A 19,212-nucleotide genomic window follows, 5' to 3' on the forward strand; every position below is an offset into this window, starting at 1 on the left:
GCGCGTGCCTCGCGGCAGTCAGTTCGACTGGAGTACGGGCATGGCGGGCGCGCCCGTGGGCAGCATGTGCTTCGCCGCCAGGATCGGGGTGTCGTCGACCCGTACCACCTGCGTGACCAGCACCGCAGGAGTGTCGGCCGGCCGGCCCAGCTGCTCGCCGCGCCGCTGCCCGAGCAGCGTCGCGGTCACACCGCTGTGGGCGGTCAGCGTCACTCCTCGCGAGGCCGCGGCCAGCACCGCGAGCATCGAGGTGGCCGGGGTGGGGGCGGCTCGCAGCGCCGCGGCGAAGGCCGGATGAAACTGCTCCAGCACCTCCTCGGCGGCTGCCCACTCCTGGCTGAGTGCCGCAGCCGTACCGTCCCCTGCCAGCAGGGACTCCCAGAACCGCAGCTCCGCCCCGGCGGGCGCGAGCAGATGCTGGGTGGTGAAGTCGGTGGGCTCCTCCACGGCGCGCAGCAGGGGCCGCACCCGGAGCGGGGAGCCGGGGGAGAGGAGTTCCTCCAGCGGCTGGATGTGCTCGTAACCGCGCCGCGGCGGGCGGTCGTTGACGGTCCGGCCGACTCCGCGGCGTACGGACAGCAGCCCGTCCTCCTGGAGCAGCAGCAGGGCCTCGCGCAGGGCGGGGCGGCTGACCCCCAGCTCGGCCGCGAGCCGGGGCTCGGACGGCAGGGTGGAGCCGGGCGGGTAGGTGCCCTCGTGGATGGCGTCCGCGATCCGCTCGTACAGGACGACGACCGGCCTCCGCTGCTGTCCGCTGACTGCCACTGATCCTCCTCGGCTCACTTGTCAGCAAGCTATGCGAACCCTCGTGGCGGGGCAATGGCCACCGGATACCGGATGAGCTGCGATTTTCTGCTGCTCTGCCATCGCTCCGCAATTCACAGCAGGAAGGCCTTGACGTTCTACGCCCGTAGATCCCACTCTGTCTGAGCGTACTTGTCTGACAAGGCCGGTGCGTGCGTGCTGTTCCCATCGCGGCATCACATCCAAGGCACATGACATCCAAGGCAAAGGGGCCGACATGTCACCCACGCTCGGCCGGACGCGTTCCGGGACCGAATCCGACCTGGCGGGTCGCGGCGGCATGCTGCTGGCCATGGTGCTGGCCGTACTCGGCTACCAGATCAACGCCACCATGCTCAGCCCCGCGCTGCCCGATGTCATCGAGCGCCTCGGCACCACCACCGCGGCCGCCGGTCTCTCCCAGACACTGTTCTTCCTGATGGCCGCCATCGGCCAGGTCACCCTGGCCCGCCTCAGCGACCAGCGCGGCCGCAAGCCGATGATGGTGGTCTGCGCGTTCGTCCTGATCGCCGGCAATCTGCTCTGTGTCTTCGCCCCGAACATCGAGATCTTCATCGCGGGCCGCATCCTCCAGGGCATGTCCGCGGCGATGTTCACGCTCGCCTTCCTCACCCTGAACCAGCTGCTGACCCCGGCAGGCTTCGGCAAGGCCGCGGGCATCATCACCGCCGTCAACGGCGGCCTCGCCGGTGTCGACGCCATCGCCGGCGGCCAGATCGCCGACACCATCGGGTTCCGCGGCATCTTCGTCTGCTCCACCCTCATCGCGGTCGTGGGCCTCATCGGCGTACGGAAGTACGTCCCCGACGTCCCGCCCACCACCGCCGACGCCCGTTTCGACTCGCGCGGGATCGCCGCCCTCTCCATCGGGCTCACCGGCGTCCTCGTCGGCCTCGCCCAGGGCGCGAGCTGGGGCTGGGCCTCGCCGCTCACCCTCGGCTTCCTGCTCGGCGGCGTCGCCGCACTGGTCCTGTTCGTCCTCTCGCAGAAGAGTGCCGCCAACCCGGTCATCGACATCGAGGTGCTCGCCTCCCGCCGTGCCTGGCCGCTGCTCATCACCACGGTCTGCACGCTCGGCGGCGCCTTCGGCGCGATCGCGCTGACCATTCCGCTCTTCTCCCAGGACGCCCGCGTCGGCCTCGGCCTGTCCGCCGTCACCGCCGCCGTCCTCTTCCTCACCCCGATCCAGCTGATCGGCGTGATCTCGGCGCCGCTGACGGGCCGGCTCGGCCCGAAGATCGGCTGGCGTACGGTCGTGGTCGCCGGAGCCGCTGCCAACTTCGCGATCTTCGTCTTCGCCACGTTCTTCCTGCACAACGAGTGGATCCTGGTGGCCTCACTGGCCGCGCTCGGTGTGACCTACGGCGGCTTCATGCTCACCGGCCTCAACGGTCTCGCCGTCACCACCGCCCCCAAGGACAAGCCCGGCTCGCTCTCCGGTCTCAATGGCGCGTGCTTCGGTATCGGTGCCTCGCTGGGCATCGCGATCGCCTCGGCCATGATCACGGCGGGCAGCGATGCGCAGGGTCCCACCGAGGCCGGCTATCAGCACGCCATGTACGCGGCGCTTGCACTGCTGGCGATCGGTGTCCTCAGCTCGCTGCTGATCCAGCGGCCCGACCCCGAGACGGCCGCGGCGGACGAAGAGCCGCAGTTGGTGCTCGCCCACCACTGACGGCACGATCGGGCGGCGGCCGGCTCACTGACGGCCCACACCCCCTCACCCGTACGGCACGTTCCACACCCGTACGGCCCGTTCCAGTGCCGCATGGGACCAGGATCCGTTCATCCTGGTCCCATGAGCGCCAAGCAGACATCGAGCGGCGGGAAGGGCCAGGTCAACGGCCGGTTCACTGCGGCCAGGATCAGCGTCATGGCGGTCGCGATCGTGGCTGTCGTCTTCATCTTCGAGAACACCCGGCAGGTCAAGATCCGGCTGCTGATCCCGGAAGTGACCATGCCTCTCTGCCTGGCCCTCCTCGCGATGTTCCTGATCGGCGTCGTGTGCGGCGCCTACTTCCTCCGCAGGCGTGCCAAGTGAGGGCGCCGGAGCGCCCCGATAATCTGTCGTGATGCCCGAGCACTCCGCCACCGCCGCGTACCTCGCCACGGGGCCGCAGGTCGGCGTACGCCCCTACGCGTACGGGGACAGCGAGGAATTCACGGCGCTCGCGGCAGGGAGTACGGAGCACCACCGTCCCTGGCTCTTCCCGCCCGTCACGGCCAAGACGTACGCCGCCTACGCCGGACGGCTCATCGAGGACCCGACCAAGGCCGGATTCCTCGTCTGTATGCGGGAATCCGGGCGGATCGCGGGCTTCATCAACATCAACAACATCGTCGAGGGCGGCTTCCTGAGCGGGGCGATCGGCTACGGCGCCTTCGCGCATGCCGCAGGCCGCGGCCTGATGAGCGAGGGCCTCGGCCTTGTCGTGCGCCATGCCTTCGGCCCGCTCGGCCTGCACCGCCTCGAGGCCAACATCCAGCCGGGCAACACTGCTTCCCTCGCACTCGTACGCCGCGCCGGATTCCGGCTCGAGGGCTTCTCGCCCGACTTCCTCTTCATCGACGGGGCATGGCGCGACCACGAACGCTGGGCGATCACTGATGAGATGCGCCGTAGAGGACTTGGAGGGGCTCAGCGGGACTTGGAGGGGCTCAGCGGAACGTAAGGGCCTGGGTAACTTGGCGGCGCCCGACGGTACTTGACGGTACTTCGCGGCGCCTGGCGTCGTTCAGCGGCCCTTGCGATTGACCTTCATGGTGTCCATGTCCGTGGCCGTCGCGCGCAGATCCCGGAAGCCGCGGCCCAGAGCCCTGAGCGCCGTCTCCGCCCTGTCCTCGGCGATCGCTCCGGCCATCTCCTCACCGTCCGCCGCGTCCGAGAGAACGACATAGCGGTACGTGAAATGCCTGAGCGCGCTGTCGTAGGCGAGCGAGCCCTCCGCGGTGAACTGCATCTGCGCGATGCCGTGGTCGGCCACGTCGGAGAGGAGACCGTCACGTGCCTCGTCCGTCAGCCCGTCCCAGGTCCCGCGCACGATCACCCGGTACGTGTGCTGAGTGCCCATCTGCCCTGCCGCCCTCTCCTCGCCGAAACGCATTGAAGATCCAGAGTACGGCGGTGAGGATGAGCCCATGCGGAATATCGTGGTCGTCGACGCTCCCTCCAACCTTGGCCTGCGGCGTCCGGCGCCGGGCACCGTCCCCGGCTGCTACAAGCTCGCGGGTGCCCTGCGAGAGCAGCGGATCGTGCAGCGTCTCGGCGCCTTCGAGGGCGGCGTCGTCGTACCGCCGCGCTACGACCTGGGCGACTGGCAGGAGGGTGACGGGGTCTTCAACGCCGCTGCCCTCGCCTCCTACACCCGCAGTCTCGCCGACCGCATCGAGCGTCATGTGCGGTCCGGGGACTTCCCCGTGGTCCTCGGCGGCGACTGCTCGATCCAGCTCGGCGCCTCGCTCGCCCTGCGCCGCCTCGGCCGGTACGGGCTGGCCGCGATCGACGCGTCCGCCGACTTCCGGCACCCCGGCAACTCCGACCGGGTCGGAGCTGCCGCCGGGGAGGAACTGGCGCTCGCGACCGGTCGCGGGCAGGAGGACCTGACGGATCTGGAGGGGCTGAAGCCCTATCTGCGAGACGAGGACGTACGGCTGTTCGGCATCCGGGACTGTTTCGACGAGGACCTGGCAGAGCTGGCGCAGCTGAAGATGTCGGCCACTACGGTCGGCGAGCTGCGCCAATACGGCCCGGCAGAGTCGGCCGGTGCCGTCGTACAGACCCTCGAAGTGCCGGAGCTCGACGGATTCTGGGTCCATCTGGACGCGGACGTACTGGATCCGGACGTGATGCCCGCCGTCGACAGCCCCGATCCGGACGGGCTGCTTCCGGCCGAAGTCACCGAGCTGCTCAAGGTATTGGTGCGGTCGGATCGCTGCGTGGGGCTCAATGTGACCGTGTACGACCCCGATCTTGACCCCGACGGCAGCGCGGGCGCCCTGCTGGCGGACCTGATCGTGGCCGCCTTTGCCGAAGCCTGACCCACGGAGGCCCTGGTCAGGGCAGCGTCCACCGTGTTCCATGGTCGTCGGGGTGTCGGCCACAGGAGCTGTCGGCAGCCCGCGCGAGGATGCGAGGTTGCCTTGGCCACCACCGTGCGGCGTACCGTACTGACTCTGCCCGCAGCCCCGGTCGGGCCGCCCAACCCGCTGCCTGCCCTGCGGCCGCTGGACGAGATGCACTCTCTCGACGAGCGGGCCAAGCAGGAACTGCCGCGCGAGATGGCACGTCAGATCGGGTACGAGCCGCTGCGCACCGTGCTTCCCGTGCGGGTGCTCGACGGGTACGGACGCGAGCGCACACCGACCCGTCTCGACGCGATCGTCATCGAGAACGAACGGCTGCGGGCCACCGTACTGCCGGGCCTCGGCGGCCGTATCCACTCGCTGCACCACAAGCCGACCGGGCGTGAACTCCTCTACGCCAACCCCGTCTTCCAGCCCGCCGACTTCGCGCTCAACGGCGCGTGGTTCTCCGGCGGTATCGAGTGGAACGTCGGCGCGACCGGCCACACCACGCTCTCCTGCGCGCCGCTGCACGCCGCCCTGGTCCCCGCCCCCGACGGCGGTGAAATGGTCCGGCTCTGGGAATGGGAGCGGCTGCGTGATCTGCCGTTCCAGGTCGACCTGTGGCTGCCCGCCGACTCCGACTTCCTCCATGTCGGCGTACGGATCCGCAATCCGCACGAGTGGCCGGCGCCCGTCTACTGGTGGTCCAACATCGCCGTCGAGGAGCACGAGTCGACGCGCGTGCTCGCACCCGCCGAGGAAGCCTGGCAGTTCGGATACGAGCGCAGCCTGCGGCGGGTTCCGGTACCTGAGTGGCAGGGCGCGGACCGTACGTATCCGCTGCGCGGCGAATACCCCGCCGACTACTTCTACGAGGTGCCGGACGAGGCCCGTAAGTGGATCGCCTCGCTGGACGCGGACGGGCTCGGGCTCATACAGACCTCGACCGATGTGCTGCGCGGCCGCAAGCTCTTCCTCTGGGGCTCGGGCCGTGGCGGACGGCGCTGGCAGCAGTGGCTTACCGCGCCGGGTACGGGCGGCTATGCCGAGATCCAGGCCGGACTCGCCCGTACCCAGCTGGAGCACGTACGCCTGGACGCGGGCGGCGAGTTGAGCTGGCTGGAGTCGTACGGGCCGCTCGCCGCCGACCCGGGGGCGGTGCACGGCGACGACTGGGGCGCGGCGCGCGTGGAGGTCGAGGCACGGCTGTCCGAGGCGCTGCCCCGGGCGGAGGTGGATGCGGCATACGAGGCGTGGCGGCCGTACGCGGATGGCGAACCGGCCGAGTCGCTCGCCACCGGCTCCGGGTGGGGCGCACTGGAGGTACTGCGCGCCGGCTACAAGCTCCCCGGCACACCCTTCGCGGAGTCGACGCTCGGCGAAGAGCAGGCCCCCTGGGCGGAGTTGCTCACCACCGGTGTCTTCCCCGAGCCCCGCGGGGTCACCCCGCCCGGGCCCTCGCTCGTCGCACCGTACTGGCGCGACATGCTGGAGACCGCCCCCGCCGAGCCGCTGACCGAGTACCACCTCGGCATCGCCCAGTGGCATGCGGGCGACCTCGCACAGGCCGTGCGCAGCTGGGAGCGCGGCCTTCACCGTGCATCGTCCCGCTGGCCGTTGCTGCGCTGCCTCGCCGTCGCCGACCAGGAGGGCGGTCATCTCGTGCGGGCCGCCGAACGCTACGCGGAGGCCTTCGACGACCTGTGCCAGGAGCGCCGCGACGACGGCGAGACCTGGACGGCGGCGACGGCAGCCCTCGGCCGGGAGGCCGTCGCGGCCCTGCTCGCCGTGGGCCGCACCGCCGAAGCCCGCGCGGCCTTCTCCCGGCTGCGGCCCGCGGTGCGACAGCGGGGCCGCTTCCGTCTGATCGACGCCCAGCTCCTGCTCGCCGAGGGGCGTACGGAGGCGGCACGCGCCGTCTTCGACGCGGGCTTCGAGGTGGCGGACCTGCGCGAGGGCGCGGAGATCCTGGGTGAGCTGTGGTCACAGCTCACCGACGAGGCGCTGCCCGACGCCTACGACTACCGGATGCGCCCCCCGGGCTGATGCACGGCCGGCGGCGGAGGGTGACCCGCAAGGTCACTCCGCCGCCTTGCGGTCGACGTACTCGAAGACCGAACCGTCGGGGTGGACGGCGATCAGATTGCGGCCCACCGGCGTCGCCACCGGCCCCGCGATGATCCGCGCGCCGACCTCGCAGAGCGTGGCGTACGCATCGTCAACGTCCTTCACGGCGATCGTCGCCGTCACCTTGCGCAGCACCTCCAGCTCCGACTCGGGGCCGCTCATCAGCAGGAAGCAGCCGACCGCGGCGGCCGAGACCCCGGCGCGTTCGAAGCGCAGCGGCGTGGTGCCGGTGAGGCGTTCGTAGAAGGCTGCCGAGGCCTCCAGATCGTCGACGCAGATACGCAGCGTGGCTCCGAGGATCTCCATACGGGCGAGCCTAGTTGGCGAGGGCCGCAGGCGAAATCGATTGCCCGATTGAGGGCGGGTTGCGAAGGCGGTGCGCCGTCCCGGAGGCCGGCGCACTCGTGGTTCATGCCCGGCAGAGGACTTCGCCGTGCGGGACCATGAACCAGGCGTCGTCATGGCAGCCCCAAGCGCGCCAGGCGTCGGCGATGCCGGCCAGTTGCTCCGCCGAGGCATGGCCGCCGTCGACCGTGAGCTTCGCGTACACGGACGCGGTCGTACGGTCGGCCCACAGACCGCTCCACCACGCGCGCTCGTCAGGGGTGGCGAAACACCAGGTGGCGGCGGTGGCGGTGATGTCGGTGAAGCCGGCGGCGCGTGCCCAGGACAGCAGGCGGCGTCCGGCGTCCGGCTCACCGCCGTTGGCGCGGGCCACCCGGTGGTACAGCTCCTGCCACTCCTCCAGGGCGGGCAGTTGCGGGAACCAGGTGAAGGCGCCGTAGTCGCTGTCGCGTGCCGCGACGACGCCGCCGGGCCGGCAGACGCGCCGCATCTCGCGCAGCGCCTGCACAGGATCGCCGACGTGCTGGAGCACCTGGTGGGCGTGGACGACATCGAAGGAGTTGTCGGGGAAGTCCAGGGCGTGGACGTCGGCGACCGCGAAGCGGACGTTGTGCAGGCCGCGCCCGGCGGCACTCTCGCGCGCCCGGCGAAGTACGTCCTCGGCGGCGTCGACCGCCGTCACCACCCCGGGCGCGACCAGCTCGGCCAGGTCGGCGGAGATGGTGCCCGGACCGCATCCCACGTCCAACAGGTCCAGACCCGGCCGGTGTTCACCGATCAGATACGCCGCGGAGTTGGCGGCGGTCCGCCAGCGGTGCGAGCGGAGCACCGACTCATGGTGCCCATGGGTGTAGACGGCGGTCTCCTTCGACATGGCCGGACTCCTTCTGCTGAAGCGGATACGGCAACGGTACGCCGATGTCCCGTATGGCGAGACCCGTGTCCTGGAATGTGGGACGCCATCCATCGGGGCGAGCTCCGGACACCTGGGCCGGCGGCGAGGTCCGCGTGCCGTCGCACCTCGCCGTCCGGACGCCGGCCTGCGGCCGCGTAGAACCGCCGGTCACAGCGGCTCCCCTGCCCCGCAGCGTCTCCCGCGTACAGCCTGCCCCGGTGAACTCCCCCAGGAAGCCGGATACCGCCCCTCCGGCTACAGCAGGGCCTGCGGACGGTAGACGGTGAGCGTCTCGACCGCCTTGTCCACCACGAACTCCGGCGGAGCCTCGGACACTTCACCGTCGTACGCCAGTGGAGTCCCCGGTGCGAGCCCGGAGATGCGGAGATGCCGCAGCTTGTGCGCCGCGTGCACCGGCGAGCGGCTCAGCGGCCCGGCGAGCGCCGCGGCCAGCAGCCTCAGCCCGGGCAGGCGCCCGCCGTGCACCACCCGCACATCGAGCAGTCCGTCGGCAAGATCGAGACGGTGGCCGGGTGTGGGACCCATCCGCTGGTAGATGCCGTTCCCGGCGAACAGCAGCCACATCGGGCGGCGTCGCCCCTGGACCTCGGCCTCCAGCGGGTGCTCGCCGCGCAGCACCCGTGCCGCGGCCAGCACGCCGGCCGGCCAGCCGCCGATCCGCGGCGACCAGCGCTCGCGGATACGGACGAGCTCCGGGTAGACGCCCAGGCTGAAGGTGTTGAGGAAGTACCCCGCCTCCTCGCCGTCCGGGCCCGGCGTGAAGCGCCCCAGGTCGACACGGACGGCCTCGCCGCCCGCGAGAGCCCGGCAGGTGTCGTCCACCGATTCGATGCCCAGGTCGTACGCGAAGTGGTTGAGGGTGCCGCCGGGGAAGACGGCCAGCGGCACACCGTGTGCCACGGCGACGGTCGCCGCGCGGTTGATCGTTCCGTCGCCGCCGAGGATCCCCAGCGCCCGGCCTCGGTTCGCCGCCTTCTCCAGCTCCGCCGACAGCTCCTCGGGCGTGCACTGCACGATCTCCGCGAGCGGCAGCGCGTCCCGCACCAGCGCGGCGGAGTCCGCCGAGCCAGCCCGCTCGTTGACGACCACCACCAGCCCCTCCCCTCGGGGCAGGGCGGGCGCCTGGGCCTGAGGGCGGCCCGGTGCGGGCAGCTGCGACCTGGTCGGCACGACCCCGCGCACCGCGAACGCGGCGCCCACGCCCAGCGCCGCGCCCGCCAGCACATCGCTCGGATAGTGGACGCCCGTGTAGACGCGGGAGAGAGCGACCGCCGCGGCCACCGGCGCGACGACCGCGCCCCAGCGCCTCGACTCCAGGGCCACGCCGGTTGCGAAGGCCGCGGCCGAGGCGGCGTGTCCGGAGGGGAAGGAAGTGGTGAACGGCTGTCGTTTCAGCTGCCGTATCAGCGGCACCGCGTCGAGCACCGGCCGAGCCCTGCGCACCGAGCGCTTGCCCACCGTGTTGATCGTGGCGGAAGCGAGCGCGAGCGATGCCACACCCCTGAGGGCGGCCCGGCGCGATCGCGGCCCGCGCCCCAGGGCCACCATCCCGGCGGCCGCGCCGAACCACAGCAGGCCGTGGTTGGCGCTGCGGCTCAGCCGCGGCAGCACTCGATCGGCGCCGGGCCACCGGCGGGCCGCGACACCGTGCAGGACCTGGCGGTCCCACCCGGTCAGCAGCGCCGCGACGCGTTCGCGGAGCTGCGTACTTTCCTGTGCGTAGACCTCTGACATGCATCGCGGGTACCCACTGGACGGCGCCGCCACGCAGGTCGGCGACTATCGGCCACGTCGGTGTCCGAGGTCCGGAAGCGGCCGCCCCGGGGCCGGCCGCGCGCCTAGGATCGCGAGCATGGTCGTCGCCATATCCAACTGCGCGCCTCTGGCTGCCGGTTCGCGCCGCGCGCTGCCGTGTCCCTGATGACACCGGCGACCCTTCCCTCGCATACCCCCTTATCCCGAGGAGACCTGCGTTGACCCCTGCACCGGATCGTCGTGATCTGCTGAAGCTGCTCGCCGCCGCGCCGGTCGCGGCCCATTTCGCGGCCGCCGCACCCGCCGCCGCCGCACCGGCTGCTTCCGCCCCGGCCGCCGCAGCGTCTGCGGCGCCCGGCCTGCCCTCCGCTCGGGCTGAGGCCGGCCCCGGCATCGTCAAACCGCTGCCGCCCGAGGTATTCACCCTTCGCGGAACCAATGCCGAGACCAACTTCGCCGCTCTGCGCTCCACCGGCCTCCACACGCCGGCCGACCGCTTCTTCGTCCGCAACCACACCTCGACACCCGTGCTGAGCGAGTCGGAGTGGAAGCTGACGGTGTGGGGCAGCGGACTGAGCGGCCGCCGCCCGGTGGAGTTCAGCTACGGCCGGCTCCGGTCGCTGCCCTCCGTCACCCGTACCGCACTCGTCGAGTGCGCAGGCAATGGCCGCATCTTCTACGCCACCCAGCAGGGCCAGGACGTCGCCGGTACGCCGTGGACCCTCGGCTCGATCGGCGCCGCGCGCTGGCGCGGGGTGCGGCTGCGCGACGTACTGCGCCAGGCCGGCATCACCTCGTCCGCGGTGGACGTCATGCCGCGAGGGCTGGACGACGAGTTCGTCGGCAACGGCGTGAACCACGGCCGGGTGCGCCGCCCGCTGCCCGTCGCCAAGGCCCTGGACGATGTGATCCTCGCGTACGAGATGAACGGCGAGCCCCTCCCGTACGACCACGGTTACCCGGTCCGGGTGATCGTCCCGGCCTGGATCGGCATTGCCTCCATCAAATGGCTCGGCGACATCGAGGTGAGTGCGGCGCCGCTGTCGTCACCGTGGACCACGGAGTTCTACCGCCTCTTCGGCGATGCCTACCCGCCGGGCGGCAGTGTGCCGCTCGGCCGCCAGACCCTCAAGAGCGCCTTCGAGCTCCCCCTCGGCGCGAGTCTGGAGGCGGGCGTGAGCCACCGGCTGACCGGCCGCGCCTGGTCGGCCGCGGCCCCTGTCAGTCATGTGGAGATCAGTACCGACGGCGGCGCGCGCTGGCGCCGGGCACATCTGCGGGACACCCCGCGCCGCGACAGCTGGGTCCGCTGGACGGCGGACTGGCGCCCGCGCCGCACGGGTCCGGCCCAGCTGCTCGCCCGCACGACGGACCGCGCAGGCAACACCCAGCCCGAGCGCACCGTCCACAACACCCAGGGCTACCTCTTCGACGCGGTGGTCCGCCACCCGGTCACCGTGGTCTGACGCCCTCCCGCACGGCGAGGTAGCCCAAACCTCCGTATAAAGGGCTAGGAAGGCGAAGGGAACGAGCCCACGCGGAGCGTCGGCGACTCACGTCAACGCAGCGAGGGGCCGTGCCGGGGCACGCGAGCCCGGCAAGATCCACAAGCCACCCTCTGGGGGCCGGGCAGAGGTTCCGGGGGTGCGAGCGGCGGAGGTGGGCGCAATGCAGCGGACGGCTCCGGAAGGCCGTGGCCCCGTCCGGTACGGTCCGCCCGCCCCCGAGCCGGGACTGCCCGTGCTGCCCGCGCTGGCCACCATCCTCGCGGCCGCCGCCGGACAGGCCGCCGGCGAGCCGCCCGGCGGCGGTACGGCGCTGCGCGAGGCGGCCTGCGGGTACTGGCGGCGGCGCGGGCTGCGCAGCCGGCCCCACGACGTGGTCGCCGCCTCCGGGGCGCAGCCCCTGCTGTTCGCGCTGATCGGCGCGTACGGCGGGGATGTGCTGATGCCCCGCCCCTGCCCGGCCTCGTGGACTCCGCAGGCCCGTCTGCTGGGCCGGCCCGCCTACCATGTGCCGACCCCGGCGGAGTGCGGCGGCGTACCCGATCCGTACGCCCTGCTCGAGACCGTACGCAGAGTACGAGCCGAGGGTGGCAAGCCCCGGCTGCTGCTGCTCTCCGTCGTCGACGACCCGACCGCCACCGTGGCCCCGCCCGAGACCGTGCTCGAGGCCTGTGAGGCCGCGGTCGGCGAGGGCCTGCACATCATCAGCGACGAGACCTGGCGGGACACCCTGCACCGGCCGCACGAGACGGTGCTGCTCAGCCCCGCCGAGATGTACCCCGGGAACGTGACCGTCATCAGCGACCTGGCGGGCGCGCTCACCCCGGCCTCCTGGCCGGTCGCCGTCGCCCGTTTCCCGCTCACCGAGCAGGGCGCCCTGCGGCGCGCCAGGACCCTCGACATCCTCACCGCCCTCGGCGCGGTGGTGGCGGCTCCGGTCGCCGCGGCCGCCGCCCATGCGCTGGGCGAGCCCGCTCCGGTCAGGGCCAGGGTCGGGCAGGCCGCCGCGCTGCACGCGCGCGTGGCGGCCGCGGCGCACCGCGCGGTGCTCGTCTCCGGCGCGCTCGCCCGGCCCCCACAGGCGGGCCGCCATCTCTACGCGGACCTCGGCCCCTTGCGCACCCGCCTCGCCGACCGGGGGGTGAGCGACTCCATGGAGCTCGAGGAGTATCTGACCGAACGCCTGGGGGCTCCCGTGCCGGGCGGGCACCGGTTCGGCGACGAGCTGGGCGCGCTGCGCGTACGGCTGGCCACCGGACCGCTGCTGGGAGCGACGTCCGAGCAACGGCTGGAATCTCTCACCTCACCGGCTCCTCTGGAATTGCCGCATGTGGCCGAGGCGTTGAGGATTTTTGCAACGGCCTTCGACGAACTGCGTTGAACGGAGCCCCGCATGACGGAACAGACGGAGCAGGCGGAGCAGGCGGGACGGACGGGCCAGGTAAGCCAAGACGGGCCGGCGGGACGGGGAGGCCAGCCAGGAACTGCGGGAGCGTCGGGCCGGGGAGGCCAGGCACGACCGGCTGGAGCGGCGGGCCGGGCAGGCACAGCAGGCGGCGTACGGCCGCACCCCCGTACCCGCCCCCTCGGTGAACTCCGCCATTGGCCCCCATCCTTCGCCGACCGCCTCACCACTCCGCTGCCCGGCATACGCGCCATGGCCCGCCTCGCCAGGGAGGGCGCCGTCCGCCCCGGCCCCGACGGACTCCGGGACATCCCGCAGCTGCCGTTCGCGCCGGGACCGCTGCCCGTAGTGGACACCGCGACCGTTGCCGCCACCTGGGCCGGACACGCCAGCTGGGTGCTGAGCATCGGCGGCCTCACCGTCCTCACCGACCCCGTCTGGTCGCGGCGGATCTTCGGCACCCCGGCCCGCATCACCCCCATCGGGGTGCGCTGGGAGGACCTGCCGCGCATCGACGCGGTGGTCATCAGCCACAACCACTTCGACCATCTGGACGCCCCCACCCTGAAAAGACTTCCGCGCCGCACCCCTCTCTTCGTCCCGGCGGGCCTCGGCAGCTGGTTCCGGCGCCGCCGCTTCACCCGGGTGACCGAACTCGACTGGTGGGAGGGCGCGGAGCTGGGAGGCGTGCGCTTCGACTTCGTACCGGCCCATCACTGGTCCAAGCGCACCCTCATCGACACCTGCCGCTCGCTGTGGGGTGGCTGGGTGCTCACCGACCCCCTGGAGCAGTCGGTGTACTTCGCGGGTGACACCGGCTACGGCCACTGGTTCAAGGAGATAGGCCGCCGCCACCCGGACCTCGATCTGGCGTTGCTGCCGATAGGCGCGTACGCACCACGCTGGTGGCTCAGCGACGTACACACCGATCCCGAGGAGGCCGTGTGCGCCTTCGAGGACCTCGGCGCGCGCAACATGGCGCCCATGCACTGGGCGACGTTCGTGCTCTCCGCGGAGCCGGTGCTGGAGCCGCTCAGCCGGGTCCGTACCGCCTGGGAGCGCACCGGCCGCCCGCGCGAGCAGCTGTGGGACCTGCCGATCGGCGGCTCACGCCTGCTGGCCGCGTGACCGCCGCACCCGTCGCCAGAGCGCCGGAGCCCCGCCGATCACCAGTGCGAGCGCGATCGCGACGACCACGCCCTTCCATGCCTCGTCGAAGAGCGAGCCGCCCAGAATCCCGATCAGCTGGTACGTCGCCGCCCAGGCGAGGCATGCCGGGATGTCCCCGCGCACAAAGCGGCGCAGCGGCATCCGGCTGAGCAGACAGGCCAGCATCACCGGGATCCGCCCGGCCGGCACCAGCCGGGAGAGCACCAGCACCGTCACGCCGTGCTCGTCCAGCTTGCGCTGCGCCCGTTCCAGCCGGTCGGGCGCGGCGCGGTCGTTCAGCGCCGCCGGCCAGCGCGAGCCGTTCTTGGACCCGACCCCGCGCTGCCCGAGCCAGTACAGGGTGACATCGCCCAGGAACGCGGCGAGCGACGCCACCAGGAAGACGAACAGCAGCGCGAGCGGAGTCGTCTGATGGAAGGCCACGACGGCCGCCGAACTCACCACCGCCCCCGTCGGCACCACCGGCACCAGCGAACCCAGTGCCACCAGCACAAACAGCGACGGATAGCCGACGGCCTGCTGGGTCGACTCGGGCGGCAGTCTCCGTACGACCTCCGAAAGCTGCCCGAGGGCCTCCGAAAGCCCGGCGCTCACCGGGCGCCCTCCGGTCTGACTCGCTCGCCGTGCCCGAGCCGGTGCACCGCCACCTGCGGAGCCAGCCGCGCCGCCTTCCGTGCGAACTCCTCGCCCGGGGCGTAGAACTCATGCGGCCGGATCGCGTCCATGCCGATCGGCCAGTACGTGCCGTAGTGCACCGGAACGGCAGCGCGCGGCGCCAGCACGGTCAGCGCCTGGGCCGCCCGGCCCGCGTCCAGATGTCCGTGCCCGAGATACGGCCCCCAGCCGCCGACCGGCAGCAGCGCCACATCGACCGGGCCGACATCCTCGGCCATCGAGTCGAAGAGCCCGGTGTCCCCCGCGAAGTACGTACGCGCCTCGCCGCTGATCACATAGCCCAGGGCGGGCGAACGGTGCGGTCCGAGCGGCAGCCGCCGCCCGTCGTGCAGCGCAGGCACGGCCCGTACTCCCAGCTCGTGCACCCGCACCTCGTCGCCCGGCGAGACTTCCGTGACCCGCAGCCCACCCGCGCCCGTGAGCCGCTTCAGCGCCGGCACGGAGCGTGCCGCACCGCGCGGCACGATCAGGTGCGTACCGGGCGCGAGGCGGGCCAGCGACGGCAGATGAAGATGGTCGGCGTGCAGATGGGAGACGAGGACCGCCTCGGCGACCGCGGCCTCGGCCGGTGGCAGCTCACCGCGCCGTCTGCGCAGATGCGCGAGCCGGCGGACGAACAGCGGGTCGGTCAGCACCCGCACCCCGGAGTCCTCGACCGTGCAGGTGGCATGACCCCACCAGGTGACCTCCACCGGCACGCACCGCCTCCTCGGTCCCGTCCCCGTTCCGCTTCCGCGTTCCCGTACGAGCGTACGGCCCGTCGCCACTCCACCGGGTAGCGCCCGCGCCTGTGCCACGCTGGATACCTGATCCCAGGGGCGAGGTGAAAAGGGCGTGGTCGAAGGGCGATGGCGTACGGCCGGCAGAGCCCTGCTACGCGTGATCGTGGTGTGGGTGGTGTCCACCCTGACGATGCTGGCGCTCGCCGGTGTGCTGCCCGACTTCCAGTTGCAGTCCGACGACGGGGACAGCATCACCAGGACCGCGATCACCGCCGCCTGGGGCGCCGGCGCCTTCGGTCTGCTCAGTGCGCTGGTCTGGCCGGTCCTCGTACGGGCCCTGCTGCTCGTACCGGCCCTGGTGCTCGGCCTGTTGGTCTTCTTCCTCAACGGTTCGCTTCTGCTGGTCGCCCTCTGGCTGATTCCCGACGGGCGCGGCGCCGCCGACCCGGAGACCGCGGTGGTCGTCGCCGCCGTGATGTCCGCCGTCGCTTCCACGACCTCCACCGCACTCGCCGTCCGCGACGACAACGCCTACCGGCGCAGGCTCTCCCGGCTCGCCGACCGCCGCAGGCGAAGACGCGGCGAGGACGGCGGCCGTATGTGTCACCCCGGCACGGTCTTCCTTCAGCTCGACGGGGTCGGGTACGAGGTGCTGCGGCGCGCTGCCGAGGAAGGCCTGATGCCGACCGTCGCCTCCTGGATCGGGGCGACCCACCGGCTCACACCCTGGCGCACCGACTGGTCCAGTCAGACCGGCGCCAGCCAGCTCGGCATCCTGCACGGCTCCACCTACGACGTCCCCGCCTTCCGCTGGTACGAGAAGGACACCGGCCGGGTCGTCGTGAGCAACCGGCCGGCCGGCGCCGTCGAACTCCAGCGCCGCGCCATCGAGCGCACCGGCGACGGCGGGCTGCTCACCGTCGACGGCGCCAGTCGCGGCAATCTCTTCAGCGGCGGCGCGGACGAGCTCGCACTCGTCCTGTCGATGGCCGCGCGGCGGGGCCCGGGCAACCGTTCCCGGGCCGGCTACTTCGCCTACTTCTCCGACCCCGCAAACGCGGTCCGCACCGCGTTGTCCTTCATCGCGGAAGTCGCCCGCGAGATCGGCCAGTCGACGCGGGCGCGACTACGCGGGGACCGCCCGCGGGTCGGACGCGGCGGTCTCTACCCCCTCATTCGCGCGTTCGCGACCGTCGTCGAGAAGGACGTGGTCGTCGCGGCGGTGGTGGGGGACATGCTTGCCGGACGCACCGCCGTGTACGCCGACCTCGTCGCGTACGACGAAGTGGCACACCACTCCGGGCCGCACAGCCGCGACACGGGCAAGGTGCTCGAGCGCCTGGACCGGTCCGTCGCGCTGATCGCCAAGGTCGCCGAACACGCGCCCCGCGCCTACCGGATCGTGCTGCTCTCCGACCACGGCCAGAGCCCGGGGGAGACCTTCACCAGCGCGTACGGACTGACCCTCAAAGACCTCGTGCGGGCAGGTTGCGGACTGCCGGTCTCGCGCCGTGTGGGGCGCTCCAAGAGCGGCGCGGAGGCCCGGGACGCGGCGGGCGACGCCCTGCGGAGCGCGCTGCACCGGCGGCTGGAGGAGGAGGGTACGCAGGAGCATCCGGCTGCAGGCTCCGACCCCATCGTGCTGGCCTCGGGAAACCTCGCCCTGATTTCGTTCCCCGATACGGCCGGGCGCCTGACCCGCGAGCAGATCGAGCGCCGCCACCCCGCGCTGCTGCGCACCCTCGCCAACCATCCCGGGATCGGCTTTCTGCTGGTGGGCAGTGAGGAACACGGCTCCGTGGTGCTCGGCCGCGGCGGCGTGGAGGTGCCCCTCGCACAGCTGGCCGGCGACGGACCGCTGGCCGCCTTCGGTACGGGCGCGGCCGACGCCGTACGCCGTACCGACTCCTTCCCGCATGTCGCCGACATCATGGTCAACTCCATGTACGACTCCAGGACGGGCACGGTGCACGCCTTCGAGGAGCAGATCGGCTCGCACGGTGGGCTCGGCGGCGAGCAGTCGCAGCCCTTTCTGCTGTCGCCGCTCGACCTCTCCGCGCCGGTCCCACCGGGCGCCGAACTGGTCGGCGCGGAACAGGTGCACCGAGTGCTCAGGTGCTGGCTGCGCGAGTGCTCGGGGCCGGAGGTGCCGATCGGGCCGCCGCAGGATTCCCGGCCGGAAAGCAAATCGGAAGAAGATATTCCGGTAGGTCATCCCGCCTTGCCGGACGAAAACGTGTGATTTTGAGCAGCGCCTCCCCCATCCGATCATGGTCGGGTTTGTGACGGAGAAAGGCGCACCATCCCATGACAATTCAAGAGGAACAGAGCAGGCATGCCCGGCGGTTCGGGCTGCCCATCGCCACCGCCCTGGTCATGGGCAACATCATCGGCGGCGGGATCTTCCTGCTCCCGGCGTCCGTCGCCCCGTACGGCACGATCAGCCTGGTCGCCTTCGTCATCCTGACCGCAGGTGCGATAGCCCTCGCGCTGGTCTTCGGCCGGCTCGCCCACAGGCACCCGCAGACCGGCGGACCGTACGTCTACGCGCGCGAGGCGTTCGGCGACTTCGCGGGCTTCCTCGCGGCCTGGTCGTACTGGATAACCACCTGGGTGTCGAACGCGGCACTCGCCGTCGCGGCCGTCGGCTACTTCGACGTCCTCGTCCCGGTGCATGACTCCACAACCGCCACGATCGTGGCCGCGCTGGCCATCCAGTGGCTGCCGGCCCTCGCCAACCTGGCCGGGACCCGCTATGTCGGCGCGGTCCAGCTCATCGCCACCGTACTGAAGTTCGCGCCCCTGCTGCTGGTCGCGGTCGGTGGTCTCTTCTTCTTCGACACCGCCAATCTGGGGCCCTTCCGGGCGAGCGACGACAGCGCGCTCGGCGCGATCTCCGCGTCCGCCGCGATCCTCCTCTTCAGCTATCTCGGCGTGGAGTCGGCGGCGGTGAGCGCGGGCGAGGTCCGCGACCCCGAGCGCAACGTCGGCCGCGCCACCATCCTCGGCGCCTCGGGCGCGGCCGTCATCTATCTCCTGGGCACGCTCTCCGTCTTCGGCACGGTCGCCCACGACACGCTGGTCGGCTCGACGGCCCCCTTCACCGACGCGGTCGACGCCATGTTCGGCGGAACATGGGGCGGGACGGCCGTCGCCTGCGCGGCTCTGGTCTCCATGGTCGGCGCACTCAACGGCTGGACCCTGCTCAGCGCCCAGACCCCCTACGCCGCCGCCCAGGACGGGCTCTTCCCGAAGGTGTTCGCCACCAAGCGGCGCGGTGTCCCGACCGTCGGCGTCCTCGTCACCGTCGTCCTGGCCTCGCTGCTGACCGTCTACAACTACACGGCGGGATCGGAAGGCGTCTTCGAGACGCTGGTCCTGGTCACGACCTTCACGGCCACCGTCCCCTACCTCCTGGCCACGGCCGCGCAGATCCACTTCCTCGTCTCCGGCCAGTCCCACCGCGTCCACCGCGGCCGTCTGGTGCGCGACTCGGTGCTCGCGGTACTCGCCTTCACCTTCTCCATGTGGCTGGTGGCGGGCTCCGGCTACGCCGCGGTCTACCAGGGCGTGCTGTTCCTCTTCGCGGGCGTGCTGGTGTACGCCTGGATGTCGGCCCGCAGGCTCCGGGCAGCCACCTGAGGCCTGCGGCTCTCCTTCCGCAGAACCCGGCCCTCCGGATACGTTGACGCAACGGAAGATCCGCCGGAGCAGGGAGTGTGC

Annotated in this window: 17 protein-coding genes; 10 read left to right on the top strand and 7 right to left on the bottom strand. The window is 71.8% G+C overall.

The features are described from left to right. Window positions 1-18: 18 nt before the first annotated feature. A complete protein-coding gene (locus OG883_RS10685) occupies window positions 19-765 on the bottom strand; it encodes a GntR family transcriptional regulator (protein ID WP_266538209.1) in 747 nt (248 codons plus the stop codon). A 256-nt stretch (window positions 766-1,021) separates the two neighbouring features. Between OG883_RS10685 and OG883_RS10690 the strand changes: the two genes are divergently transcribed. The 3 genes from OG883_RS10690 to OG883_RS10700 all read left to right on the top strand — a co-directional run bounded on the left by OG883_RS10690 (window position 1,022) and on the right by OG883_RS10700 (window position 3,476). Continuing rightward, on the top strand, window positions 1,022-2,479 hold the full coding sequence (locus OG883_RS10690; protein ID WP_266538212.1) for an MFS transporter: 1,458 nt from the start codon (window positions 1,022-1,024) through the stop codon (window positions 2,477-2,479). 123 nt (window positions 2,480-2,602) lie between these two features. After that, window positions 2,603-2,845: a LapA family protein gene (locus tag OG883_RS10695; RefSeq protein WP_266538215.1), complete on the top strand. Its 243-nt coding sequence runs from the start codon at window positions 2,603-2,605 to the stop codon at window positions 2,843-2,845. A gap of 31 nt (window positions 2,846-2,876) precedes the next feature. Then, a complete protein-coding gene (locus tag OG883_RS10700; RefSeq protein ID WP_266538217.1) occupies window positions 2,877-3,476 on the top strand; it encodes a GNAT family N-acetyltransferase in 600 nt (199 codons plus the stop codon). A 63-nt stretch (window positions 3,477-3,539) separates the two neighbouring features. Here OG883_RS10700 and OG883_RS10705 read toward each other — a convergent pair whose 3' ends face one another. Then, window positions 3,540-3,875, bottom strand: a complete 336-nt coding sequence (locus tag OG883_RS10705; RefSeq protein ID WP_266538219.1) for a DUF6204 family protein — start codon at window positions 3,873-3,875, stop codon at window positions 3,540-3,542. A 67-nt stretch (window positions 3,876-3,942) separates the two neighbouring features. On the opposite strand from OG883_RS10705, the gene OG883_RS10710 reads away from it, so the two are divergent. Together OG883_RS10710 and OG883_RS10715 are read left to right on the top strand one after the other, a co-directional pair. Beyond that, window positions 3,943-4,842 (top strand): arginase family protein, encoded by a 900-nt coding sequence (locus tag OG883_RS10710; RefSeq protein ID WP_266538222.1) that lies wholly within the window; start codon window positions 3,943-3,945, stop codon window positions 4,840-4,842. Between the two features lie 102 nt (window positions 4,843-4,944). Further along, on the top strand, window positions 4,945-6,915 hold the full coding sequence (locus OG883_RS10715) for a DUF5107 domain-containing protein (protein WP_266538224.1): 1,971 nt from the start codon (window positions 4,945-4,947) through the stop codon (window positions 6,913-6,915). Window positions 6,916-6,948: 33 nt separating this feature from the next. Here OG883_RS10715 and OG883_RS10720 read toward each other — a convergent pair whose 3' ends face one another. The 3 genes from OG883_RS10720 to OG883_RS10730 form a co-directional block, all read right to left on the bottom strand. Further along, window positions 6,949-7,302 carry a VOC family protein gene (locus tag OG883_RS10720; RefSeq protein WP_266538227.1) on the bottom strand — a complete coding sequence of 118 codons (354 nt, stop codon included), beginning with the start codon at window positions 7,300-7,302 and terminating at the stop codon, window positions 6,949-6,951. Between the two features lie 103 nt (window positions 7,303-7,405). Then, complete coding sequence (locus OG883_RS10725; protein ID WP_266538230.1) at window positions 7,406-8,215, bottom strand: class I SAM-dependent methyltransferase; 810 nt, start codon at window positions 8,213-8,215, stop codon at window positions 7,406-7,408. 276 nt (window positions 8,216-8,491) lie between these two features. Continuing rightward, on the bottom strand, window positions 8,492-9,991 hold the full coding sequence (locus OG883_RS10730) for a bifunctional phosphatase PAP2/diacylglycerol kinase family protein (protein WP_266538233.1): 1,500 nt from the start codon (window positions 9,989-9,991) through the stop codon (window positions 8,492-8,494). A 239-nt stretch (window positions 9,992-10,230) separates the two neighbouring features. On the opposite strand from OG883_RS10730, the gene OG883_RS10735 reads away from it, so the two are divergent. The 3 genes from OG883_RS10735 to OG883_RS10745 all read left to right on the top strand — a co-directional run bounded on the left by OG883_RS10735 (window position 10,231) and on the right by OG883_RS10745 (window position 14,050). Continuing rightward, window positions 10,231-11,478, top strand: coding sequence for a sulfite oxidase (locus OG883_RS10735; RefSeq protein ID WP_266538235.1), 1,248 nt, complete (start codon window positions 10,231-10,233; stop codon window positions 11,476-11,478). Between the two features lie 202 nt (window positions 11,479-11,680). Then, the gene (locus tag OG883_RS10740) at window positions 11,681-12,898 is read left to right on the top strand and encodes an aminotransferase class I/II-fold pyridoxal phosphate-dependent enzyme (protein WP_266538237.1); all 1,218 of its coding nucleotides are present in this window, start codon (window positions 11,681-11,683) and stop codon (window positions 12,896-12,898) included. Between the two features lie 12 nt (window positions 12,899-12,910). Further along, window positions 12,911-14,050: an MBL fold metallo-hydrolase gene (locus OG883_RS10745; protein WP_266538246.1), complete on the top strand. Its 1,140-nt coding sequence runs from the start codon at window positions 12,911-12,913 to the stop codon at window positions 14,048-14,050. On the opposite strand, the gene OG883_RS10750 is transcribed toward OG883_RS10745, so the two are convergent. Together OG883_RS10750 and OG883_RS10755 are read right to left on the bottom strand one after the other, a co-directional pair. After that, window positions 14,030-14,686: a DedA family protein gene (locus tag OG883_RS10750; protein WP_266538249.1), complete on the bottom strand. Its 657-nt coding sequence runs from the start codon at window positions 14,684-14,686 to the stop codon at window positions 14,030-14,032. The two genes, OG883_RS10745 and OG883_RS10750, sit on opposite strands and share 21 nt — an antisense overlap. Beyond that, on the bottom strand, window positions 14,683-15,465 hold the full coding sequence (locus OG883_RS10755) for an MBL fold metallo-hydrolase (protein WP_266538251.1): 783 nt from the start codon (window positions 15,463-15,465) through the stop codon (window positions 14,683-14,685). Before OG883_RS10755 ends, OG883_RS10750 begins: the two co-directional genes overlap by 4 nt. Window positions 15,466-15,601: 136 nt before the next feature. Here OG883_RS10755 and OG883_RS10760 point away from each other — a divergent pair, with 136 nt between their 5' ends. Together OG883_RS10760 and OG883_RS10765 are read left to right on the top strand one after the other, a co-directional pair. Beyond that, on the top strand, window positions 15,602-17,731 hold the full coding sequence (locus OG883_RS10760) for a phage holin family protein (protein WP_266538254.1): 2,130 nt from the start codon (window positions 15,602-15,604) through the stop codon (window positions 17,729-17,731). Window positions 17,732-17,796: 65 nt separating this feature from the next. Beyond that, entirely contained in the window at window positions 17,797-19,131 is a 1,335-nt protein-coding gene (locus OG883_RS10765) for an amino acid permease (RefSeq protein ID WP_266538257.1), read from the top strand. Window positions 19,132-19,212: the final 81 nt, after the last annotated feature.

Source organism: Streptomyces sp. NBC_01142 (assembly GCF_026341125.1).
GTDB lineage: Bacteria > Actinomycetota > Actinomycetes > Streptomycetales > Streptomycetaceae > Streptomyces.